Source organism: Larkinella knui, assembly GCF_003858645.1.
GTDB classification, from domain to species: Bacteria; Bacteroidota; Bacteroidia; order Cytophagales; family Spirosomataceae; genus Larkinella; species Larkinella knui.
This window is the reverse complement of the sequence record NZ_RQJP01000001.1, coordinates 621,331-643,348: the sequence shown is the minus strand read 5'-3', so window position 1 is coordinate 643,348 and position 22,018 is coordinate 621,331. Positions and strand designations below refer to the sequence as shown.

Sequence of the window (22,018 nt, the reverse complement as noted above, 5' to 3'; positions counted from 1 at the left end):
ATGGCTAGAATCAAAAAAGCGATCGATTTGGATTGATCCCGTTTCACTTCTCCCCTATTTCACCAGTATTCACGGGCCCACTTTTCAGGAAAAAAAGTCAGACCGAATCTTCTCCCATAAATTGATCGGCGACATAACGCTTGTACACCTTCCCAATCGGTAGTTCTATAGAACCGATCCAGACTGCCGTTGATTCCCGGCGGTCTATTTGTCTTCTATTGACGATATACGACCGGCTGATGCGAATAAAGTGGCCTTTGGGCAGCCGCTCTTCGGCTTCTTTCAGGGTTAGGCGTGTCACGTAGGTTTTTGATTTTGTGATGATTTTCAGGTAGTTCTCTAGACTTTCGATATACTGGATTTGGTCGTGCGGAATGGTCAGTCGCTTCCCCTCGACTAGGCAATCGAAATCGCTCTTTTCCCCGGCGGCAGCCAATGGCACCACCCTGGGATGATCAACGCTTTTCTGATCCGTCCGTAAATAGCGATACGTAACAAAAACACCCAGTCCGGTTACCGTATACACCCAGAAATTGACCAGATACGGTAAGGATCGGGTTATAGCGAACTCGGTCTTCAGAATGAAATTCATGTTAAATGACCCCAGTGCCATCAGCAGAAACAGCCACCCGAAATAAACCGCTTTCCGTCCTTGCAGGAACTGTCGCTCAAACAGAATTCGATTGTGAAAAAGGATCCAGCCATAGAGCAGTAAGAGGTACAAATAGGGAGATAGTTTAGAAAAGCCCGACCGCTTACCGAGGGCATACAGGTCCGTCAGGTAGTGGGTCAGCAACAGGGCTAGCAACCCCAGCAGATTACGTACGACAAAATGATCCAGGAGCCGACTCAGTTTCATTCCGCCAAATTACGAATCAGAAGGTATTGCACAATCCGCAACGTGACAAACGGCTTTTGTCACAAATCGTAGCATCTGGTCACCTAATCCTTGTCGCACTCCGGGCAACCAACCAATTTTGAGCCCGTGCCGGCCAGCATCAATAGTCGGCGCGTTTCTATGCAACAGCTTCATACACTAAACATTTTAACGCACATCGCCCTGGGCACTTTGGGATTATTCCTGGGTATGTTGGCGCTGTGGTTTCAGAACAAGGCCCGTCAACACCGTCGCTTCGGACGCTATTTCCTGTATGCCCTGACGGTGGTTGTCGCCACGGCATTCATCGGCATCCTGTTTTTCCGTTCCAATCCTTTTTTGCTCCTGCTTACCCTTCTGGGTGGTTACGTGGGGTATTCCGGGTATCGAGCGGTGCGACTCCGGGAACAAAAGAGTTCTTTGTGGGATGTGTCGATTTCGGTGTTGGTAGTGATGGCAGGTGGGCAGTACCTGAGATTGATTCAAGAAGGTGAAAGTACCTGGTCACCGGCCGTCGTCTATCCAACGCTGTCGGCGCTGGTGTTGGTGGCCGGGTATGATTTGATTAAGCACTTTTGGCTCTACAAACGACTCCGGATGTGGTGGCTCTACGAGCATATTTACAAAATGCTGTCGGCCTACAGTGCCATCCTGTCGGCGTTTTCGGGAACCGCATTTCCGCAGTTTAAACCGTATAGCCAGATTTTACCATCGGCACTTTGCATGAGCGCAATCGTCTATTTCATCAGGGCCCGAATCCGATCGCGTAGGCTTGTCGAAGCCCAAAAAGCCGACGGTTAGTTCGCATTTGAAGCCTTTTACAACGCTGATCTTCAGGAAGAATTTGAGTACCAACCTGGGCACCTGGGTAAAAAAAGCCCAATGGCGTATGTGAAGAATGTTCTCGGTTTCATTCCCCCGTTTATGGCCCGACGGACTAGGAAAGCTTATTTCCCCCCTTCTTACCTGAATCCGCTCTTGGTTCGTCATCATATCGCCGAGGCTTTCCGCCAGTTCCGCCGAAAGAAAAGAGACGATTCGTCGATTAGATGATAGACTGTTTATACCGGCGTAAGGTGTGGCTTCACCAACACGCAAGTAGCTGTTTTTGATCCGATAGGTAGAACCAAAAGAAACAAGCAATTTGCCATTTTTCACGGCAGACTCAGAAAGCTATCAAGTTATAGTTTCTCATAGCCCCTCAAAAAAGGAAGAATGATAGAACGTGAAAGTTGCAGGTTAAATTCGGAGCCGATTTTACCCCAAAATCAGCGGGGATGGCGGCTCCGTAGTCGTCTAGCTGCTGGGTGGTCATACCGGGTTGCGCATAATTTCGAATGGCCTTTAAGGCGTACGCAACGGCCTCGCTGGCTTTTTGCAATCCGGTTAATTCCGCTTCTCTGGGAATTGACCCCGTCGTTTTCGTTTCTCCGGACTGTCTGTGTAGCCTGACCGTTGACGGCTTGCGTTTGTCCGAAGGTGGGATCTTAAGTACCGAACCTCGATAGAAATACCAAAGCAAAGTTCAACCAAAACCCAAAGCTTATTAGAATTCAGCGCCCTCCTTGGCAATACCTTGCTAGCCACCGGGCTTTCGTCGATCAATTGAACGAAGCTCTGAATTCCAACGGACTTTGCTTCGTTTTTGTCTTGAATAATTTGCTGAAGGATTGCGAATGTTCAAATCCCAGTTCAAAAGCGATTTCACTGACCGACAATTCGGTCGTGGACAGTTTTTCTTTGGCCTTTCCGATCAATTTTTCGTGGATGTGCTGCTGGGTCGTCAGCCCGGTAAGTTGTTTCAGCAAACTGCCTAAATATTTGCTGGAAATGGTAAGGCTATCCGCAACATATTGCACGGTGGGCAACCCTTTCGAGAGCAATTCCTGCTGGTTAAAATAGTCATCCAATACGTCTTCCAATCGGGTTAAAATCCGGCTGTTGGTAATTTTACGGGTGATGAACTGACGTTCATAAAACCGCTCGGCATACGTGAACAGAAGCTCCAATTGAGCAATGATAACATCCTGGCTAAATTTATCGATCGGTGCGTTATACTCCTGCTTAATGTTGTCGATGATCCCATTCATCAGCGTTTCCTCCCGATCGGAAAGAAACAACGCTTCGTTGGTGGCGTACCCAAAATAGTCGTACTTTTTTATTTTTTTAGCCAGGGACGTATTCCATAAAAAGTCGGGATGGATAAACATCATCCAGCCCTGGAGGTTGGGCGGACGACCGTTTTCTTCACCCCGCAGAATCTGTCCGGGTGCCATAAATGCCATCAGGCCTTCGTCAAAATCGTATTTCTGCTGCCCGTACAACAGGTTTTCGCAGCCCCGCTTCAGCGATACGACGTAGAAGTCGAAAATAACCGCCTGAATATCGGAATGATTTTTAAACTGAGCCACATCCACCACACTGATCAGCGGATGATGCGGCTTTTCGAGCCCCGTTAACCGATGCCCTTCGGTTATGGTTTTGATTCGGCGTGGCGTTGGAAGCGACATCGTTTCTAATCGGTTTTAAAATTTAAACGGATACTTCAACGCAATCAATACCAGCGGAATGGCAAGAAACGGAATTTCCAGCAAGGCCATTCGATAATCCCCCGCCCGCAACGCCAATGCCATGATCAGAACAATGGAAAAGGCGTTGAGCAAATTGGCCGCGAAAAAGGTCTGTGGGAACAGCAATAGCAAACCTGCTGCCAGGGAAGCCACGCCAAAATAGGGTAACACGGCTTGGGAAATGCCCAGGGTTGCCATCATTTTTGCCTGTTCGGCATTACCGGGTTGAAAGGCATCCCACCCGTGTTTGACACCCAGAAATGCGGATACCAGAAGAAGAATTAGACTGATGATTTTCATTTTTTTAAAAGCTGTTTAATGACTATGTTTTATTGACAGGAACACGGATTCGGCGGATTGAACGAATTGGCGCAGATAAAAATCCGTTTTAATCGGTTCAATCCACCGAATCCGTGTTCCCGTCCAAAGCAAAAAATCATTTACCGTACATCGTCGAAGCGCCCATTTTCCCGGCTTGTGCGATCATAAACCGGGGCGCAATCCGGCTCATCACCCGCATGACTTTCGCCAGGCCCGGATAGATTTCGTCCTTGTCGTTTTTCATTCCTTTGAGGGCGGCATCCACAATTTTTTCGGGGGCCATCAGGGCGCTGGCACTAAATCCGTCTTCGTTCCTGAACTTATCATTCAAGGGGGTCGAACTTCCCGGGGCTACTAATTCGATCACTTTTATAGCCGTGTTTTTGAGCTGTACACGTAAAGCCTGGGTATACGCCCGCAGTCCCGCTTTGCTGCCGCTGTAAATGGGTGAAATCGGAAAAGGCGACAACGCAATGCCCGAGGTGACATTCACGATGGCCGCGTTTTTCTGTTTTTTCAGGTGGGGCAGAAACTGCTGCACCATCCGGATGGGCCCCATCAGGTTGATTTCAATTTCCCGGGTGATGTCGGTCAGGTTGTGGGGCTGATGCAGACTGATTTTTCGCATTTCACCGGCATTGTTGATGAGGATGTTCAGGTCGGGAAATTGTTGGGTTACCTGTTTATACAACCTGATGATGTCGTCGGCATTGCCCACATCACTCTGGATGGTATGGACGGCTGGCAGTTTGCGTTTCGTTTCCTTTAACTTTTCCGGATTTCGGCCGGTGATGATGACGGTGTTGCCCAGCGCCAGCAATCGGGAGGCAAATTCGATGCCGAAACCGCTGGTTCCGCCGGTCACTAAAATGGTGTTGTTTTGAAGATTCATGATTCTGATCGTTTGATGCTGCAAAGTTCAGCCGGGATCAGAAAACCGCTGTAGCCAAAAGTCGTATTGTTGTAGTTGAAAGGGCGGATGGTAACTAAACGACTGGCTTTTTGTCTTTCATCAGGATTTGGTACTGCTTTCCAGCAGTTGCCTCAGGTTGTGGCCAAGCAGCATCTCCCACCCCCATTCAAACCGCTCCCGCTTGAAATGCGGGTGATCCGGAAAACTTTCCAAACCGGTTTGCGTCACGCTTAGTTTGGTTCCGTTTTCGACCTCAACCAAATCAAACAGCACCTCCGAACGTCCCGAATAGCCTTTATACGCCCAACTGTGCGCCAACGTTTTCCCTTCGATCACGTTGGTTACGATCCATTCTTTCTGATAGGCCTGATGGTCATCCTCAAACTGAAAGGGGTAGCCAACGACCGGTTCAAATTTTTGCAACTGCGGAAAATACCACTCCTTCATCTGGTCCACCTGCGTTAGAGCTTGCCAAAGTTTTTCTGGAGGTGCTTTGTAGATAAACTCTTTAATTAGGAGAGTTTTCATGGTTTTTTATTCTTTAAACGTTAACCAATTTACAATCATTCAGCAGCTAGCTAAGCAGGTCAAAAAGCACGTTGAATAAAGTAATGCAAAACGTATTGATACTATTTTTTTGAATACCACTACTGAGAATGCGTCAGCATTCAGGCCTTTCGAGAACCCCAGCGTTGCGTGTTCGCCTTTTTCGAGCGTGTCCATCCCATTCCCGATGCCCACGATTCAAACCATTCCTAACATCTTCGTCGGCTTTAATTTTAACGCGAACAAGGAGATTATTTCCTAGCCTACCAGTTGTTTAAGTGCCAGCGGCACGTAATGTTAATAGCAAATGGGTATTCATGAGCACTCCAGGCGTGCCGATAGGTACGCAACAATTGGCAGTTTAGTCGCGTACTTCCGACACGCGGGGAATTCTCAGCACACCGGTTTGCTACAAACATTCGACCCCTCCGGGGTCAATAATCGCATCGTTCGTGTTCACTATAGATTTTTCACCGTCCGTAAACATCGATAGGCCATTTGAAAAATGGCAGGCCAATGGGCCATGCTATTACGTCTCCCCCACTTGCCCAAAACCGTTTGTTTGTGGCCACGCTATTTCCGGTCAAAATAAGGCAAAATGTAGTTGATCAGGATATCAAAAGGCAGTTTTGATTTGGCAGAATTGTAGCTATTGCCCGTAAAGGTTACAACCAAATCCAGATCTCTGATTACCATGATATACTGCCCGCCATTTCCGGAAGCAAAAATAACCGTGTGCTTCCATTGATCCGTTTTTATTTCTTCCGTATACCACATATACCCGTAATAAGTGGGCTGCGGAATAGCGGTTTTATTTTTGGAAATCCGCACATTGGAAAAATCTTCAATTTTTGTACGCCCTGCCGTCATGGTGTCAATCCATTTCGCGGAAACCACTCTTTTACCAGCATAAACACCGTCATTTAAAACCACTTGCCCAATTTTATTCAGGTCTCCGGGAGACATATAAAAAGAACCCGCGGTCGTTTCGTGGCCGAGCGGATCTTTTGTCCATCGGTACTGGGTAATTCCCAACGGTTTGAACAGATATGTATTGGCAAAATCCGAAACCGACCTATGGGAAGCATGAGCAATGATACCGCCTAATAGCATGGCATTGATCGATGTATAATCCCAGTGCGTCCCCGGTTTATTTTTTAAGGGCAAGTCAAGACAAAATTTGATCCAGTCCTGCGTATTTTCCATATCGTCTTCACAATCCTTGCTTCCCTCCCATTCTTCGCAGTCAAAACCGGATTTCATCGCCAGCAAATGCTCAATGGTCATGCTGTCTTTTAAAGCAGTCCAGTTTCCGTAGGGCTTATACTCCGGGAAAAAAGAATATACTTTTTGATGTACATTTTTAATAAACCCTTTGTCGATCGCAATACCGATCAAGAGCGCCGTAACGGACTTAAAAGCAGAACGCGTATCGTGCAGACTGTTCTTCCTTAACCCATGAAGATAGGTTTCAAAAACAAGCTTGCCACGTTGGGTGATGGTAACTCCTTCCAGGTTGGGATACGTGCCGTTGTTCCCTGTAATCGCAATACTATCCAGGAGATTTGCCGGTATTTTCTGGGCCTTTCCGGAAAAGCAAAAGCATAGATATACAATCAGCGTTGTAAATTGTCTCATTCCGTTTTGCCTTTCAATGTCGCATAAATGGCCATTGCATGTCCGTGTCCCAATTCAAATTCATCCTTCAACCAGTTTGTTATTTCTGTCGCTTTTACTTTTGGATTAAGTTTTCCGTCAAGGATAAATTCTTTTTCTTCCGCTAATTTTTTAAAGTCCGCCGGGGTCATTCCCGTCTTGGCTTTAATGTTATCCAGGTAGGCTTGAAAAGACATACTAGTAAAGGGTTTTAGAGTTTACGTTTGGACACCCGTTGCGATCTGCCAACACGAAAAAAGGAGCCCAATCTTTTGATGATCGAGCTCCCCAATACTACAAAAATTCCCCCTTATTTCCCCAAATCCGGCTGCCCATACTTCTCGCGGTACATGTGGTACAACCGCTTGTGTTTGTCATCCAGATTGAGGTGACGGCCCTGAATAAACGCGTGTTCGATGACGTTGGTCCGCATGTCCAGCAAATCGCCTTTCGACACCACCAGTGTGGCGTGTTTGCCTTTTTCGAGCGTGCCCACCACGTTGTCAATGCCCATGATCCGGGCGGTATTCGAGGTAATCATTTTCAGGGCTTCCTCTTTGTCGATACCGCTGAAACCGGCGGCTGTTCCGGCCTGAAACGGCAGGTTGCGGGTGCGCCACCATTCGCCGTCGTAGCTCAAACTCACCAGCACCCCGGCTTTTTGCAGCAAACCGGGCAGTTTATACGGCAGATACACATCCTCGTCCTGCAAGGTCGGCAACCGGTGCATGGCCCCCAGAATGACCGGGACGTTGTTTTCTTTCAGAAAATCGACCACCCGGCCCGCATCTTCGGCCCCAACGATGACCGGTTTCCGAACGCCCATCTGCCTGGCAAACTTAATGGCTTCGATGATGTCCTTGCCGTAACTGGCGCGGATGTACAGGCATTTCGAGCCGTCGAACAGACCCTTCATCGCTTCCAGTTTGAGGTTTTTTGGCGCCGGATTTTTCAGGTCGGCATACGCCCTCGCATCCGAAAAGGTGGCCGTTAGTGCATTGATGCCGTCCTGCTGCTGTTCGTTCTTTTTCAGGCTGACCGCAAACGTATCGAAATCGAAACTGCGGGCAAAATACCCCGGCCAGTTCAGCCACAGGCCGTCGTCGGCTTTCAAAACCGCATCTTCCCAGTTCCAGCCGTCGGTGTGCATCACCGACGAACTGCCGGCTATCACGCCCCCGTCCGGCACGGCCTGCGTCATCAGCAAGCCGTTGTTCCGAATGGTCGGAATCACTTCCGAATCCGTGTTGTAGGCAATCAGCGCCCGAACGTTGGGGTTCAGCGCCCCGGTTTCCTGGTAATCGAGCGTCGCCCGAACCGAGGCAAATTCCTGCAAACCGACCGTTGCGGCCGGTGAAATCAGGCCCGGATACACGTGTTTCCCGGCCACACTGATCACCTCCGCGCCGTTGGTCGGCGTGTTTCCGTCACCCACGGCGGTAATGATGCCTTTATCGAACAGAATCACACCATTGGTAATCACCTGGCCGTTGCCAACGTGAATCGTCGCGCCCGTCAACGCAATGGCCCGCACCTGCGGACCCGCCGGAGCCGGATTCTGGGCAAAACCGCTGAGGGATGCCAGGAGGAATATCGAGAGTTTTAGATGTTTCATTTGTTGGTTAGAAGTGAGAGATGAGACAAGAGAATAGAGGCTACTTCAGTTGGTCTCTTGTCCTTTCTCTCTTGTCTCATTTCTCTTGTCCAGCACGTTGTTCCCCTTCGGCCATCACGCCTTCCACGTCTTCACAATGCCACATCCGCTGACGGCGGAAGGTCGGGCGCTGGGTCGATGCACCCCCGGTTTTGGCGGTTAACATTTTCTGAATCAGGCGGGCGCGTTCTTTCTGCAACTCGTCGCGTTTGCGGTCTTCGTCCTGCGCATCGAAATACACCGTGCCTTCGATGATGGTTTTCTCGGGCCGGGCGTAAATGGCCAGCGGATTGTTGTTCCACAGCACCAGGTCGGCGTCTTTGCCCGCACGGATGCTGCCCAGACGGCTGTCGAGGTGCAGCAGTTTGGCCGGATTGAGCGTCACCATTTTCCAGGCATCTTCTTCCGACATACCGCCGTATTCAACCGCTTTGGCCGCTTCCTGATTCAGTCGGCGGGCCATTTCGGCGTCGTCGGAATTGATGGAAACCGTCACGCCCGCCCGCGCCATCAGGGCGGCATTGTACGGAATGGCGTCTTTTACTTCCATTTTATAGGCCCACCAATCGGAGAAAGTCGAACCGCCGACGCCATGTTTCGCCATTTTATCGGCCACCTTATAGCCTTCCAGAATGTGCGTAAACGTGTTGACTTTGAAGCCCAGCGAATCCGCCACTTTCATCAGCATGTTGATCTCCGACTGCACGTAACTGTGGCAGGTGATAAACCGCTTTTTGTTCAGGATTTCGGCGAGGGCATCGAGTTCAATATCCCGCCGGGGCGGTGCTGTTTTAGCTTTCTCCTTCGTACTCAGGCCATTATACGTTTTCCGGGCGTTGTCGTATTCCCGGGCGCGAATGAAGTGATCGAAATACAGTTGCTCCACGCCCATCCGGGTTTGCGGAAAACGAATCCGTACCGCATCGCCCCAGTTGGCTTGCTTCACGTTTTCGCCGAGGGCAAATTTGATAAAACCGTCGGCCCCTTTCACCAGCATTTCCTGCGGAGCTTCTCCCCATTTCAGTTTTACAATGGCCGACTGCCCACCGATGGAATTGGCCGAACCGTGGAGCAGCTGCGAGGTCGTGACGCCCCCGGCCAGTTGCCGGTAAATATTGATATCTTCGGAATTGATCACGTCACTCATCCGCACCTCCGCCGTGCTCGACTGCCCGGCTTCGTTGATCGAATACAGCGCAATGTGCGAATGCTCGTCGATGATGCCGTTGGTCAGGTGTTTCCCCGTTCCGTCGATCACCTGCGCCCCCGCCGGTACGGCCAGGTTTTTGCCCACCTGCGCCACTTTGCCGTTTTGCACCAGCACGTCCGCACCGGGCAGAACACCGTCTTTTTCATTGGTCCAAACCGTCGCATTGCGAATCAGCAGCGTTTGCGCTTTGGGCTTTTCGAGGTTGCCCATGCCAACAAACGGATACAGTATTTTCCCAAGCTGCGGAGCGGTTTTCTTCGCGGTATCGGCTTTTGCGGTTAACGAAAATGGCTGCGACGAAACCGCCGACCATTTAACGATTTTTCCATCCGGCAATTCACCTTCGCCTTTCCAAGTGGCTCCGTCGGTCCGATACCCGCTCAACCGCGTCGTTCCGGGCTGTTTTTTATCCAGTTGCACCTGCAACGAGATCAGATCGTTATTCAGGGAAACTTTCGGCGTAATTTTTACGGTATCGGCCTGAATCTGGTAGTCCGGTTTGCCCGGTTTTCCGGTAATGGTCAGCTTCAGATTGCTGCGATCACCGATGGTCAGGTTGTAGGTTCCGCGCCAGTCAGCGGCATTTTTATCGGCGTAGACGTACTGTTTTCCGCGAATCCAGTTTTCCAGAATCACATTATCGGCACTGAACAGATTGTCGGAGGTGATGATAAAATTCGCCAGCAAACCCGGTTTCAGGCTGCCGACTTCGTTGTCGATTTTCAGCAGTTGGGCGGGTGTCGTGGTCAAAGCCGTCAGCGCCTGTTGTTCGGTCAGCCCGTGTTCGATGGCTTTGCGGAGGTTCGCCCAGAAGTCGGTTTTGTTCCGCAGACTGGCGGTGGTGAGCGCAAACGGCACCCCGGCTTTTGCCAGCATCGCCGGATTGGCGGGCGCCATTTCCCAGTGCTTCATTTCCGCCAGCGTGACATTGTCGGCATCCCAGGCATCTTCCACATCAAAAGCCTGCGGAAAATTGAGCGGAACAATCAGCGACGCGCCCGTGGCTTTCACTTCCTCCAGCCGCTGGTATTCGTCCCCGGCACTTTTAATAATATACTGAATACCAAATTCTTCCCCAATTTTATCCGCCCGCAAAACGCCCAGTTTATCGGGTGCTTCAAATACCGCCGGGAGCGTCTGTAACTGGTTGAAGGCGTCGAGCGATGCGTTGGCTTCAACGGTTTTTCCGGCTTTTTTATACCAGTCGGCATCGTAATACGTCTGACGCAGCAGCGCCACCGCGCCCATCGGCGAGTTGGGATAGGTTTGGGTCGAAGTGCCTTTGCTAAATGAATAGTGCGCCGACACCCGATCGCGGATCAGGACGTTGTTTTCGCGGTCGTCGGCCAGCGTCACCAGCGCCGAGTTTCCCCGGGCGATGCCGTCGTGCTGGTGCGTCACCACCGCCCCGAAACCCAGTTTCCGGAGTTCGTTGGCCTGAGCGACATTGGCTTTGAAAACTGTTCCGGCGTCGGTTTCGGGCTGAATGGCCTGATTCCAGTTGAAGGCTCCTTTCTTGTTGGAATCATATTGCGGAGTGCCCCGCCCACCGCCCGGCGCATTCCGCTGGATGGCAGGCATGCCATAATCCGAGTCGATGTCGACCAGAGCCGGGTAGATGCGCTGGCCTTTTAAGTCGGCCACGACCGCCCCTGCCGGAATGCTGACGGTTTTGCCGACGGCTTCAATCCGGCCGTTGCGAATGAGTAACGTCGCTCCTTCAAGGGTGGTTTTTGGATCGACAACAATAGTGGCATTGGTGAAGGCATAGAGCCCCGGTCGTTCGTCGTAGACGCCATTCCGGGGAAAAGTGACCTGCGACCAGCCGATCTGGGCAAAACCCCAGGCCAGCATACCGGTCAGGAAAAGTTTCCGCATGAAGGAAATTAGTTAGGTGATGAGATTGAAGACCATTCTACAAAACTACGAAAGGAGTAACTTCATCAACCCGATAGCTAAATTCTATTTTGCAGATCTACCTGTTTTAGTCAAAAAATACTGTTTTGTTCAAAAACATCTTCAAATTCTTCCGGTAATTCATCCAAATTGCTACTGCCAACTCATAATGGCTTTTTTTCGAAACCGGCTCATCTTTACTCAGGTCGTAACGCGTGAGGTTACGCATCATCAGCAGCGCAGCACTTGTTTAGTACCGGTTTGAATGCCACCTTTCAATACCGCTCTTTCAGCAAATTCATCATGAACACATTGATCTCCCACTGGTTAGCGATGGGCATTTGGGTATACGCCAGCGTTGGCAGGTAGGGTGCCGGGCCAAATTCGGTTGTCACGGTCAGGGCTGTTTTATTTTCGCGGTGCGTTGCCACGACCTGATCCCACCAGTTCAGGTGCGCGTCGAGGGCATCGGCCCATTCCGGTGCGCGCGGATCGTTGACCTGCGGCCCTTCGGGATGCCCCACCCGGCTGTGAATGTGATCGGTATGCTGAATGGCGAGTTGAACGGCTTCGGACTGGTTTTCGAGCAGCGATTCGTGCACATTGCACCAGTGCGAAATGTCGAGCGCGAGCCGGATACCCGGTAGTTTTTGCAGGTAATTTTGGGTGATATGGGCCGCAAACAGCGCTTTCCCCCGGTGCGTTTCGTGCGTAATTCTGACGCCGGTTTCCGCCGTAATCCGGTCGGCCAGCTCGAAAAGCCGCTGGTTTTGTTCGAACGTAAAAAAATCTTTTCCAGTCTGGCAATTGATGAACAACGGCCTGGCTTCGATCAGATGCCGCAGGTATTTTTCGTAGTTAGCCGCGTGTTCGTCCAGATCGGTTTCGTGCGATTGCCAGTATTGTCCGATGAACTCCAGACCATGTTTGGCCAGACTGTCAAGAATGGTGTTTTTTTCATCGACCTCAAACGGCAGCGCCATTTCGACGCCGTCGTAACCGGCCGCTTTCACATTTTGACAGAACCGATCGAACGGCAGCGTATTTCCCCAGGCGGGGGCGTAAAATTTGATGGCCATTTTTTACAGACACGAGAAGTGAGATGAGAGACTCAAGATATTTTTTCTATCTCTTCACCAGAAAATCGGCGGTTTCCGAAATACCGGATTCGGATTCCGTCAGCAAATCACCCTCATAAGGCTCAATGGGCGTATAACTACTTTCGTGAACGTCCTTATACGGTTTGTTACTGGCCAGATTATAAGCGGTGATAATCGACCAGCGGGGCTTGTCAGACAGATTTGCCGCCGAAGCGTGCAGCGTGTTGCAGTGGAAAAAAGCCGTGTCGCCGGGTTCCATTTCGAGGTATTCCAGCGGCATGATTTTCAGGGCTTCGTTCACTTTTTCCAGGTCCGCTCCAACCTGTTCGCCCGAAAAACCGTGTTCGACCCGACCCATTTTGTGCGACCCTTTGATCATCTGCAAACACCCGTTTTCCTGCGTTGCGGGCGTCAGCGAGGTCAGCACCGAAAGCATGTCGGGAAACAGAAACCCGTTGTTTTTGTACCAGTAGCCATAATCCTGATGCCATTCCCAGGCTCCGCCGGTTCGCGGTTCTTTCTGCATCAGTTTGGAATGGTAATGGGCCGGCTGGCCACCCAGAATCTGCTCCACTCCGTTCAGAATGCGCGCCGACCGGGCAAATTTGCTGTAAAGACTGTCGTCCAGGGTATACCACAACGCCAGCCGGGTTTTCAGGCCCGATGCATCGACGCGGTCATAGGTTTTTGTACTCAAAACCGCATCGCCGACGGCAATGTCGTAGAGCCGTTTGACTTCGTCTCTGGAAAACAGATTTCGCACGATGACATAACCGTCGCGCTGGTATGTGTGGAGGTGTTCGCGGGAAAAAGCCATTGTAGTTTAGTCGGTTAAATAAGAAAGAAACGATCGAAAAATCACCCTTACCGTTTTGTCAGGCGGGTTTTATACTGTTGCCAGACGGCCATCGTATGACGCAGGTTCGTGGGTTTGTCGCCCTTCATCGCGTAACACTGCACCCCGATGGGACCCCGAAAGCCGAGATCCTGAATGGCGTAGCGAACCAGTTCATACGTATCGAAACTACCTGTTCCCAACGGCAAAATGTATTGATTCCAGATGCCCGTTGGCCCGTTGTCCATCCCCGCAGCATCCACGTCGTTTGCCCCGCTGATGGTGATCATTTTCAGATGCGGCTTCAGCGTCGTCAGCAGCCCCTTCCAGTCGCTTCGGCTGGCTTTGGGTGTCGTTGCCAGCCAATGGCACAGGTTGAACGTCAGCCCGACGTTGGGCCGGTCCGTTTGCTTCACCAGCCGGAGGGCGTGGTCGACGCGTTCGACGTAAAAACCGACGTGCGGATAAACCGCGACCTGCAAACCGGCCGCTGTGGCCCAGTCACTTAGCTGACGCAGGTGTCGGACAACGATGGAATCGGCCGGGGCCGACGGCGAGGTAAACCGCTTTCCGTCGCTGACGATATAGGGTGCCAGCACGGTTTTGGTGCCTTTCAACGCCCGGATATCGGGTTCGATGCGGGGGTCGGGCGTGGGCGAATCGAGATTAACTTTGATGTAGAAATACGAGCCCGTAAACTGGTGCTTGTCGAGCGCGGCTTTCATGCCATCGAACGAATCCAGCTGGTTGATTTCCACCCCGTCGTAACCGAGGCTTTTGATCAGTTCCACCTGCTGATCGAAGGTTTTATACGTCGAATCGCCCCGGATGGCATTGTGGAGCACGAAAAAATCATTCGAAACTCTGGACACCTGTTGCGCCAGACCAACGCCGGTCAGGAATACCGCCCAGAAAAAGAAAGCCAGTTTTTTCATGTTTCGTTGTTGGACAGGGTCACATCGCCCACTCTTTCCGCGCCAGTGGAGCTGCCAGCAACGCATTGGCGGCATTGTTTCCCACAAACAGTTCTTTTTCTGGATTCCAGTTCAGCTTCCCGCCCACCTGGCAGGCAATCAGACCAATCTGCGAAATCGAAATCGTACGGTGACCTACTTCAATCGGTTCCAGGGTTTTGCGACCGGTTTTGACGGCTTCCACAAAATCGACCTTGTCCCAGAGTGTTTTCGACAAATCCAGCGAGCTGCTTTCGGACGGTTTCGACGTTAACAACGCCGGATTGCTGCAACTGATGATTCCGGGGTAATTATCGACCAGAATCCAGCCTTCCGAACCGGTATATTTGATGCCCGGTTTGCTCGTCGGGCTTTGTTCACACGTCATCTCGACGCCGTTGGCGTACCGATAAGTCACTGTGAAGTTGATCATGGAATTCCACAGGCTTTTCGGAAATTCGCCTTTCCCTTCCACTTCGACCGGCCCCGAATATTCGCTGTTGTTGGCCCACTGCGCCACGTCGAAATAATGGGCACCCCAATTGGCAATCATGCCCTGGGCGTAGGTATCGACCCGCATCCAGTTCGGGCGTTTCTGGAGGTCGAAAGGCGTGTGAACCCGCATGTCGGTATACGGAACATAGGGCGCGGGGCCCAGCCACATGTCATAATCCAGCTCCTTCGGTATGGGCATATCGGCCTGCGACGGCACGGGCGCGGGGTCAGCCGGGAATGCGATCTCGATCTTTTGCAATTTCCCGATTGCGCCATTCCGAACCAGCTCAACGGCTTGATTTTGAGGACGTACCGAACGGAACTCACTATCCGTCCGATTCACAACGCCGTATTTTTTCAAGGCGTCGACCAACGAGCGGCCCTGTTGCACACTCATACTGAGCGGTTTTTCGCAACTGATGTGTTTTTTAGCCTTAGCCGCCAGAATTCCCATCGGAACGTGCCAGTAGTCGGGCGTCGAAATCATGACGGCGTCAATGTCTTTGCGGGCAATAATTTCCCGAAAATCACGGTGCGCCGAACAGCCTTTGTACGTGCCCGAATCGGCTTTTTTGGCGTAATGACTTTCAATGGTCGTTTTGGCCTTGTCCATTCGCCAGCTATCCACGTCGCAAACCGCCACCACCTGAGCGTCGGGCAAATCGAGCAGGCCGGGGATACGCGCTCCAATGGCTTTGAGATCGGAGCCCTGCAAATTCTGCCCGTAGCCCTGACGACCGGTCCCGATCAGCCCGATGGAAATGCGGTTCGAAGGGGCATTTTTGCCGAATACCGATGCCGGTACAATCGTCGGAATGCCAACGGACGATGCGACACTGGCCGCTACGACACTGTTTTTAAGAAAATGACGGCGGTTCATGGGTAGGGTTTAATTTTTATAGTTCGAAACGCAACACTATGGCCGTGATCCTGGAGCAAAATATGGCCTTCTGGAATGTCGGCAAAACCCGTATAGCTCTTGAACTTGCTGTCGGTCACGCCCTGGCGAAACGAATCGGAGGTTCGGTCGGCGGTAAGAACTTTCACCCCATCGAGCCAGTGCTCGATCTGATTCATATTGACAACAATGCGCGACCGATGCCAGACGCCCATTTTCACATCCGGTTTGGATGCGGCCACGACATCATAGATGGATGCGGTTTTGAGATCTTCGGGAAGGTGTTTCCCATTATAAATGTAATCGGCATCATCGATGAGCTGGTATTCATACCCCGCCTGCGAACCCAGAACCGGTTTGGGCAGTCGTTCTTCAATAAAATACTTCACCCCGCTGTTGCCCCCTTTGCCTAACTTCCACTCGAATACCAGCTCGAAATTGCGGTATTTTTTCAGGGTTACAATGTCGCCGGCATCACCCGATTCGGCACCATCCTGAAGTTCACCGCGCAATTCACCGTCTTTTACGACCCACCCTTTGGCGGGAAACCGGTCGGCGTAAGCCCCCCGCCAGCCGGTAGTGGTTTTACCGTCAAAAAGCAGTTGCCAGCCCGCTTTCTGTTCGGCCGGGCTAAGGGTGTTGGCGGGCTGGGCAATACCCATCGACGCCGTCAGGCCAACCCAAAGTGGAATAAGTTTTAGTGCAATCGCGTTCATAGCAGCAAAAATCGGATATTTTCTTTCATTATTTTAACAGACGGTTTGCCAGTTTTATCATTTAATTTGCATCCATTCCCTTTTCCGGGAAACTATGTGCAAATAAAACCGCGAATGCGTTATGCGCCCCGACCGTCTGCTTGTTCCTCAACAGCTCCATCGCTCTTTTGATCTGCGGCATGAGCAGTTGCCGCTCTTTACCAATCCGTGGCATTTTCACCCGGAAATTGAACTGAATTACGTCGTCAATAGTACCGGAATGCGCTTTGTCGGACATAACATGGAGCGGTTTTCGGGCGGAGAAATTGTCTTGCTGGGTTCGAACCTACCGCATTATTGGAAAAACGACCGGGTGCATCCCGAACCGGAGAATACCGCTCCGGCGGAAGCCATCATTGCCCGGTTTTCGCCCCAGTTTGCGGGGGAAGCATTCTGGGAACTGCCCGAAACGAAAGCGATTCAGCGGCTTCTCGCCCGGGCCAGCAGCGGCCTGAAGCTCCTCGATCCGCTGCGCGCCAGTATTGCCGACCAGCTCAGGGACTTACTGCTCAAAGAAGGGCTGGTTCAACTGACCTCCCTGCTGCACATCCTCGACCAGATTGCGGGGTCGGAAAACGTGCGGCCCATTTCGCCGGGGTACGTACCCAATCAGCAGTTGTCCCGGCAAAGCGAGCGGCTCAGCCGCGTGATCGGCCACCTCATGCAACGCGTCGGGGCCCCGGTTTCGCTGCCCGAAATGGCCGAATTAGCCAACATGAATTCCGCGGCCTTCTGCCGGTATTTCAAATCGCAAACGGGCCAAACCCTAACCCAGTTTGTCACCGACCTGCGCATCCGGTACGCCTGCGACCTGTTGACACGAACCGACGAAAGCATCACCGCCATTAGCGAACAGGCTGGTTTTGAGAACATTTCTTATTTTGTGCAGGCTTTTCGAAAAAAACAGGGCGTTACGCCCGCCCGGTATCGGCAACGCCTGCGCGGGGTGTAGATCAGGCTATAAGTAGAGAAACTGTTGGGGCATGAAGGGGGGCATTTTGCCAATTTGCAAGTTTTAGGCGATTCATTTAACATTGCAACTACCAACCTGACCGAGATTATTTCATGAAAACTACTTTCTACCGATCCCGTCCATTCCTCCTGCTGATCTTCCTGCTTGGTGGTTCGGTGGCTGGTGCCCAAACCACGATGCCCAACGTTACGCGTGACCTGCTCAATCAGAGCGGCAGCTTCAGAGTATCGAATTACGACATTACCCCCATTTATACGATGGCCGGGCCGGAAGGCCGCATTCTGGGGTATCCGTATCTGGACACGACCTTTGCAAAAACAAACGTTGTATTTTATCAGAATATCGCAAAACCGGGCGTTAAACCAATTCTGGAGCTTGCCGATGTGCCGGTTCGGTATAACATTACGGCCAATGACCTCGAGTTTCTGGTGGAAAACAAAACCGTAAAAGCCGTCAGCGGAGAGCGGGTGAAACAATTTAAAATGGACCGGAACGGCCAGACCACTACGTTTGTCAATGCCACGGAAGTGGGGGCTCCTGCCGATGTCCGGGGCTTTTTTGAGCAGGTCAACGACGGAAAGCTCAGGCTCCTGATCCGACACCAGATTTACGTTAAAAAGCCAAGCTATAACGTTGCCCTGAACGTTGGCTCGAAAGATACAGAATTGATCAAAGAAGCCATCTGGTATACCAGCGACGGCAAAACCCTCACCAGGTTTTCGCCCGGCCGGAAAGCCCTGCTGGCCGCCATGAAAGACAAAGAGGAGCCCGTCAACGCGTATTTAAAGGACAAAAAACCGGATCTTAAAAATCGCGCGGCCCTGCTGGACGTCTTTACCTTTTATAATTCGCTGTGACGAACTCCCGATCGTAGCTGTTAACTTGCGCTCCATTTCATCTTCATTGACCCATCTTTACTTTTATGAAAAGCCGGCGATCCTTTCTCCGTTTGGGAGCTTTTTTTCCATTGACGCATTTCAGCTTCAACCGCCTTTTGGTTGGTGAAGCAGCAGGCCAACCCCTGGTAGTTTCAACCTGGGACAGTGGCATCATTGCCAACAAAGGAGCCTGGCCGGTTCTCCAACGCGGGGGCAAAGCCATCGATGCCGTTGAACAGGCCGGTATTGCCATCGAAAACGACATCAATTGCTGCGTGGGTTTAGGCGGCAATCCCGACCGTGACGGACGGGTCACCCTCGACTCCTGCATCATGGACGACCGGTTCAACTGCGGTTCCGTTGCGTTTCTGGAACGGATCAAACACCCCGTTTCGGTGGCCCGAAAAATTATGGACACCACCCCCCACGTCATGCTGGTTGGTGAAGGAGCCCAGCAATTTGCGGTAGAAAACGGCTTTGTACTCGAATCCGGCAAGTTGTCTGCCGGGGCTCAAAAGACCTACCGAAAGTGGCTGGAAAAATCTGAGTACAAACCCATTATCAACGTAGAGAACCAAAAACGGCCGGATGCCGGGGGCAAAGGCGTTTTTGCACCCAACAAACTGGACGATGGAACCCCCAATCACGACACGATGGGGACGGTGGCCCTCGATGCCGCCGGCAACCTGTCCGGCATGTGTACGACCAGCGGTATGGGCTTCAAAATGCGGGGGCGCGTCGGTGATTCGCCCATCATTGGCGCCGGTTTATACGTCGATAACGAAGTGGGGGCTGTCACCTGCTCGGGGCAAGGCGAAGAAGTAATCCGGATGTGTGGCTCGCATCTGGTCGTTGAATTCATGCGCCAGGGACTGGCTCCCAAAGAAGCCTGTCGGCGGGCCATCGAGCGAATCGTGAAGCGTGACCCCCTACGGGCCAAAGAGTTTCAGGTGGGGTTCATTGCGCTGAACCGCCAGGGCGAGGTGGGCGCTTTTTCGGTCCAGCCCGGGTTTAGCTACACGATTACATCCGCAACGGTTTCGCACCAAGTGTACAAATCCGAAAGCTATTTTAGTTGATCCTGGCCCACCATCGGCGCACGGAACCAGGCCCCGCCCCTAGACAAACCCGCCGAACTGGTGGAACGGTCGCAATGCGGGTGCGTTTTTTTCGTACCTTTGCGCTTTCAAATTCTGACCCGATTCAAAGTGTCTTCTATACTTCGTATTGCTCTACAAAAGTCCGGGCGACTGAGCGAGGATTCGTACCAGTTGTTCAAAGAGTGTGGCATCCGTTTCGATTACGGCACCGGCAAGTTGAAATCCGTTTCGTCGAATTTCCCCGCCGAATTTCTTTTCCTGCGCGACGATGATATTCCGGGTTACGTCGAGGACGGCGTGGCCGATCTGGGCATCGTCGGTGAAAACGTGGCCGTCGAATCTACGCACCAGATCGAAACCGTTCATCGGCTGGGTTTCTCCAAATGCCGGTTGTCGCTGGCCATTCCGCGCGGTACCGACTGGAACGGTATTCAGGATTTGAACGGCAAAAGTATTGCCACTTCGTATCCGCGCATTCTGGGGAATTACCTCAGCGAGCAGCAGGTTTCGGCCGAGATCCACGAGATTAGTGGTTCGGTCGAAATTGCGCCCGGGATTGGCCTGGCCGAAGCCATTTGCGACATCGTGAGTTCGGGAAGTACGCTGTTGAGCAATGGGTTGAAGGAAGTGGAAACCATTTTCCGCTCCGAAGCCATTCTGATTGCCCGGCCAACGCTGGAGGATGAAAAACAAAGTTTGCTGAACAAACTGTTGTTCCGCATCAAAGCCGTCCAGGCGGCCAAAAACAATAAGTACATTGTGTTGAATGCGCCCAACAACGCCCTCGATCAGATTACGTCGCTGCTACCGGGCATGAAAAGCCCTACCGTTACGCCCCTGGCCACCGAAGGCTGGAGTTCGGTTCATTCGGTGATCAACGAAAACGATTTTTGGGAAAACATCGAAGCCATCCGGTCTGCCGGAGCGCAGGGAATTTTGGTTATTCCCATTGAAAAAATGATTTATTGATTGATCGACAAGAGAGCGTAGACAAGAGAAAAAAGACGTTCAAGCCTTTGTTTTTTGTCTTTCCTCGCTTGTCTATACTCTTTTGTCTTACGTATGAAAATCCTTTCTTTTCCGGACCGCACCGAGTGGCCCGAGCTGCTGGCCCGGCCCGTTCAATCTACGGCAGCGATTGAAAAAGCCGTCGCCCCCATTCTGGAACAGGTTCGCACGAAGGGAGATCAGGCACTGGCGGAACTGTCTCTAAAATTTGATAAAATTGCTTATACCGGTTTGCCTTTTCAGCCTGGCGATCTGGCAGCCGCCGAAAGTCAGCTTTCGGATGAGTTGAAAACCGCCATCCGGCAGGCCTATCAAAACATCCGGACCTTTCACGAAGCGCAGCGACAACCGGTCGAGAAGATTGAAACCATGCCGGGCGTGACCTGCTGGCGTCGCAGCGTGGGCATCGAGAAAGTCGGACTGTACATTCCGGGCGGAACGGCTCCGTTGTTCAGTACGGTTTTGATGCTGGGGATTCCGGCGCAACTCGCCGGTTGTAAGGAAGTCATTCTCTGCACACCGAGCGATCACCCGGCCATTTTGTATGCGGCCCAACTGGTGGGCGTTACCCAGCTTTTCCGGATTGGCGGGGCCCAGGCCATTGCGGCCATGGCTTACGGAACGAAGTCGATCCCGAAAGTATATAAAATATTTGGCCCTGGAAATCAGTACGTTACGGCGGCCAAAATGCTGGTTGCGAAAGAAGGTATGGCAATCGACATGCCCGCCGGACCGTCGGAAGTGGCTATTTATGCCGACGATTCCGCGATTCCGTCTTTCGTTGCTGCCGATTTGCTTTCGCAAGCCGAACACGGGTCTGATAGCCAAGTGTTGCTCGTATCGACCAGCAAGCACATCATCACCACCGTTCACGTAGCCCTGATAAGCCAGCTCGAACGGCTTTCCCGTCGCGACCTGGCCGCCCACGCCATCGAAAACAGCAAGGCGATTCTGGTTGAAACCCAGGACGACGCCATTGATTTACTAAACGATTATGCCGCTGAACACCTGATCCTGAGCGTTGAAAATGCCGAAGCCGTTGCCGAACGGATTGTCAATGCCGGGTCGATTTTCCTGGGTAATTACACCCCCGAATCCGCCGGCGACTACGCATCGGGGACTAATCACACGTTGCCGACCAACGGGTTTGCCCGCGCCTACAGTGGTGTTTCGCTGGACAGTTTCGTCAAAAAAATCACCGTTCAGCACATCACCCGGGAGGGCATTAAAACCCTGGGGCCCACCATTGAAGCCATGGCCGAAGCCGAATCGTTGACGGCGCATAAACACGCCGTGAGTCTGCGGCTGGCGAGTTTGGAATGAGGCTGGCAATGGATTTGTTACAAAGCCTGCTGATTTCAACGACATTCCCGGTCGGCA

The 22,018-nt window shown here is 51.8% G+C and carries 20 protein-coding genes; 6 read left to right on the top strand and 14 right to left on the bottom strand.

What is annotated here, in order from left to right:
• Positions 1-97 precede the first annotated feature (97 nt).
• Entirely contained in the window at positions 98-859 is a 762-nt protein-coding gene (locus EHT87_RS02565) for a LytR/AlgR family response regulator transcription factor (protein WP_124903528.1), read from the bottom strand.
• Between the two features lie 159 nt (positions 860-1,018).
• Here EHT87_RS02565 and EHT87_RS02560 point away from each other — a divergent pair, with 159 nt between their 5' ends.
• Complete coding sequence (locus EHT87_RS02560; protein WP_124903526.1) at positions 1,019-1,678, top strand: hypothetical protein; 660 nt, start codon at positions 1,019-1,021, stop codon at positions 1,676-1,678.
• A gap of 800 nt (positions 1,679-2,478) precedes the next feature.
• Here the strand turns inward: EHT87_RS02560 and EHT87_RS02550 are convergent.
• The 13 genes from EHT87_RS02550 to EHT87_RS02490 form a co-directional block, all read right to left on the bottom strand.
• On the bottom strand, positions 2,479-3,387 hold the full coding sequence (locus EHT87_RS02550; protein ID WP_124903524.1) for a helix-turn-helix domain-containing protein: 909 nt from the start codon (positions 3,385-3,387) through the stop codon (positions 2,479-2,481).
• 15 nt (positions 3,388-3,402) lie between these two features.
• A complete protein-coding gene (locus EHT87_RS02545; protein ID WP_124903522.1) occupies positions 3,403-3,747 on the bottom strand; it encodes a hypothetical protein in 345 nt (114 codons plus the stop codon).
• 136 nt (positions 3,748-3,883) lie between these two features.
• A complete protein-coding gene (locus EHT87_RS02540; protein WP_124903520.1) occupies positions 3,884-4,660 on the bottom strand; it encodes an SDR family oxidoreductase in 777 nt (258 codons plus the stop codon).
• Between the two features lie 120 nt (positions 4,661-4,780).
• Positions 4,781-5,209: an SRPBCC family protein gene (locus EHT87_RS02535; RefSeq protein WP_124903518.1), complete on the bottom strand. Its 429-nt coding sequence runs from the start codon at positions 5,207-5,209 to the stop codon at positions 4,781-4,783.
• A gap of 591 nt (positions 5,210-5,800) precedes the next feature.
• Positions 5,801-6,865, bottom strand: coding sequence for a serine hydrolase domain-containing protein (locus EHT87_RS02530; RefSeq protein ID WP_124903516.1), 1,065 nt, complete (start codon positions 6,863-6,865; stop codon positions 5,801-5,803).
• Positions 6,862-7,080 (bottom strand): DUF4287 domain-containing protein, encoded by a 219-nt coding sequence (locus tag EHT87_RS02525; protein WP_124903514.1) that lies wholly within the window; start codon positions 7,078-7,080, stop codon positions 6,862-6,864. The genes EHT87_RS02530 and EHT87_RS02525 overlap by 4 nt, the downstream gene beginning before the upstream one ends.
• 113 nt (positions 7,081-7,193) lie before the next feature.
• Positions 7,194-8,498 carry an amidohydrolase family protein gene (locus EHT87_RS02520; RefSeq protein ID WP_124903512.1) on the bottom strand — a complete coding sequence of 435 codons (1,305 nt, stop codon included), beginning with the start codon at positions 8,496-8,498 and terminating at the stop codon, positions 7,194-7,196.
• Between the two features lie 76 nt (positions 8,499-8,574).
• The gene (locus tag EHT87_RS02515; RefSeq protein WP_124903510.1) at positions 8,575-11,625 is read right to left on the bottom strand and encodes an amidohydrolase family protein; all 3,051 of its coding nucleotides are present in this window, start codon (positions 11,623-11,625) and stop codon (positions 8,575-8,577) included.
• Positions 11,626-11,918: 293 nt separating this feature from the next.
• On the bottom strand, positions 11,919-12,722 hold the full coding sequence (locus EHT87_RS02510) for a sugar phosphate isomerase/epimerase family protein (protein WP_124903508.1): 804 nt from the start codon (positions 12,720-12,722) through the stop codon (positions 11,919-11,921).
• Positions 12,723-12,768: 46 nt separating this feature from the next.
• The gene (locus EHT87_RS02505) at positions 12,769-13,560 is read right to left on the bottom strand and encodes a phytanoyl-CoA dioxygenase family protein (protein ID WP_124903506.1); all 792 of its coding nucleotides are present in this window, start codon (positions 13,558-13,560) and stop codon (positions 12,769-12,771) included.
• 47 nt (positions 13,561-13,607) lie between these two features.
• Positions 13,608-14,513, bottom strand: a complete 906-nt coding sequence (locus EHT87_RS02500; RefSeq protein WP_185716120.1) for a sugar phosphate isomerase/epimerase family protein — start codon at positions 14,511-14,513, stop codon at positions 13,608-13,610.
• 19 nt (positions 14,514-14,532) lie between these two features.
• Positions 14,533-15,906 carry a Gfo/Idh/MocA family protein gene (locus tag EHT87_RS02495; RefSeq protein WP_124903502.1) on the bottom strand — a complete coding sequence of 458 codons (1,374 nt, stop codon included), beginning with the start codon at positions 15,904-15,906 and terminating at the stop codon, positions 14,533-14,535.
• Positions 15,903-16,640: a 3-keto-disaccharide hydrolase gene (locus EHT87_RS02490; protein WP_124903500.1), complete on the bottom strand. Its 738-nt coding sequence runs from the start codon at positions 16,638-16,640 to the stop codon at positions 15,903-15,905. The genes EHT87_RS02495 and EHT87_RS02490 overlap by 4 nt, the downstream gene beginning before the upstream one ends.
• A gap of 121 nt (positions 16,641-16,761) precedes the next feature.
• Here EHT87_RS02490 and EHT87_RS02485 point away from each other — a divergent pair, with 121 nt between their 5' ends.
• From EHT87_RS02485 to hisD, 5 genes are all read left to right on the top strand, one after another.
• Positions 16,762-17,631 carry a helix-turn-helix domain-containing protein gene (locus EHT87_RS02485; RefSeq protein WP_124903498.1) on the top strand — a complete coding sequence of 290 codons (870 nt, stop codon included), beginning with the start codon at positions 16,762-16,764 and terminating at the stop codon, positions 17,629-17,631.
• Positions 17,632-17,744: 113 nt separating this feature from the next.
• A complete protein-coding gene (locus EHT87_RS02480) occupies positions 17,745-18,509 on the top strand; it encodes a hypothetical protein (RefSeq protein WP_124903496.1) in 765 nt (254 codons plus the stop codon).
• A gap of 65 nt (positions 18,510-18,574) precedes the next feature.
• Positions 18,575-19,609, top strand: a complete 1,035-nt coding sequence (locus tag EHT87_RS02475) for an isoaspartyl peptidase/L-asparaginase family protein (RefSeq protein ID WP_124903494.1) — start codon at positions 18,575-18,577, stop codon at positions 19,607-19,609.
• Positions 19,610-19,738: 129 nt separating this feature from the next.
• Positions 19,739-20,599: an ATP phosphoribosyltransferase gene (gene hisG / locus EHT87_RS02470; protein ID WP_124903492.1), complete on the top strand. Its 861-nt coding sequence runs from the start codon at positions 19,739-19,741 to the stop codon at positions 20,597-20,599.
• 93 nt (positions 20,600-20,692) lie between these two features.
• Entirely contained in the window at positions 20,693-21,961 is a 1,269-nt protein-coding gene (gene hisD / locus EHT87_RS02465) for a histidinol dehydrogenase (protein ID WP_124903490.1), read from the top strand.
• Positions 21,962-22,018 lie beyond the last annotated feature (57 nt).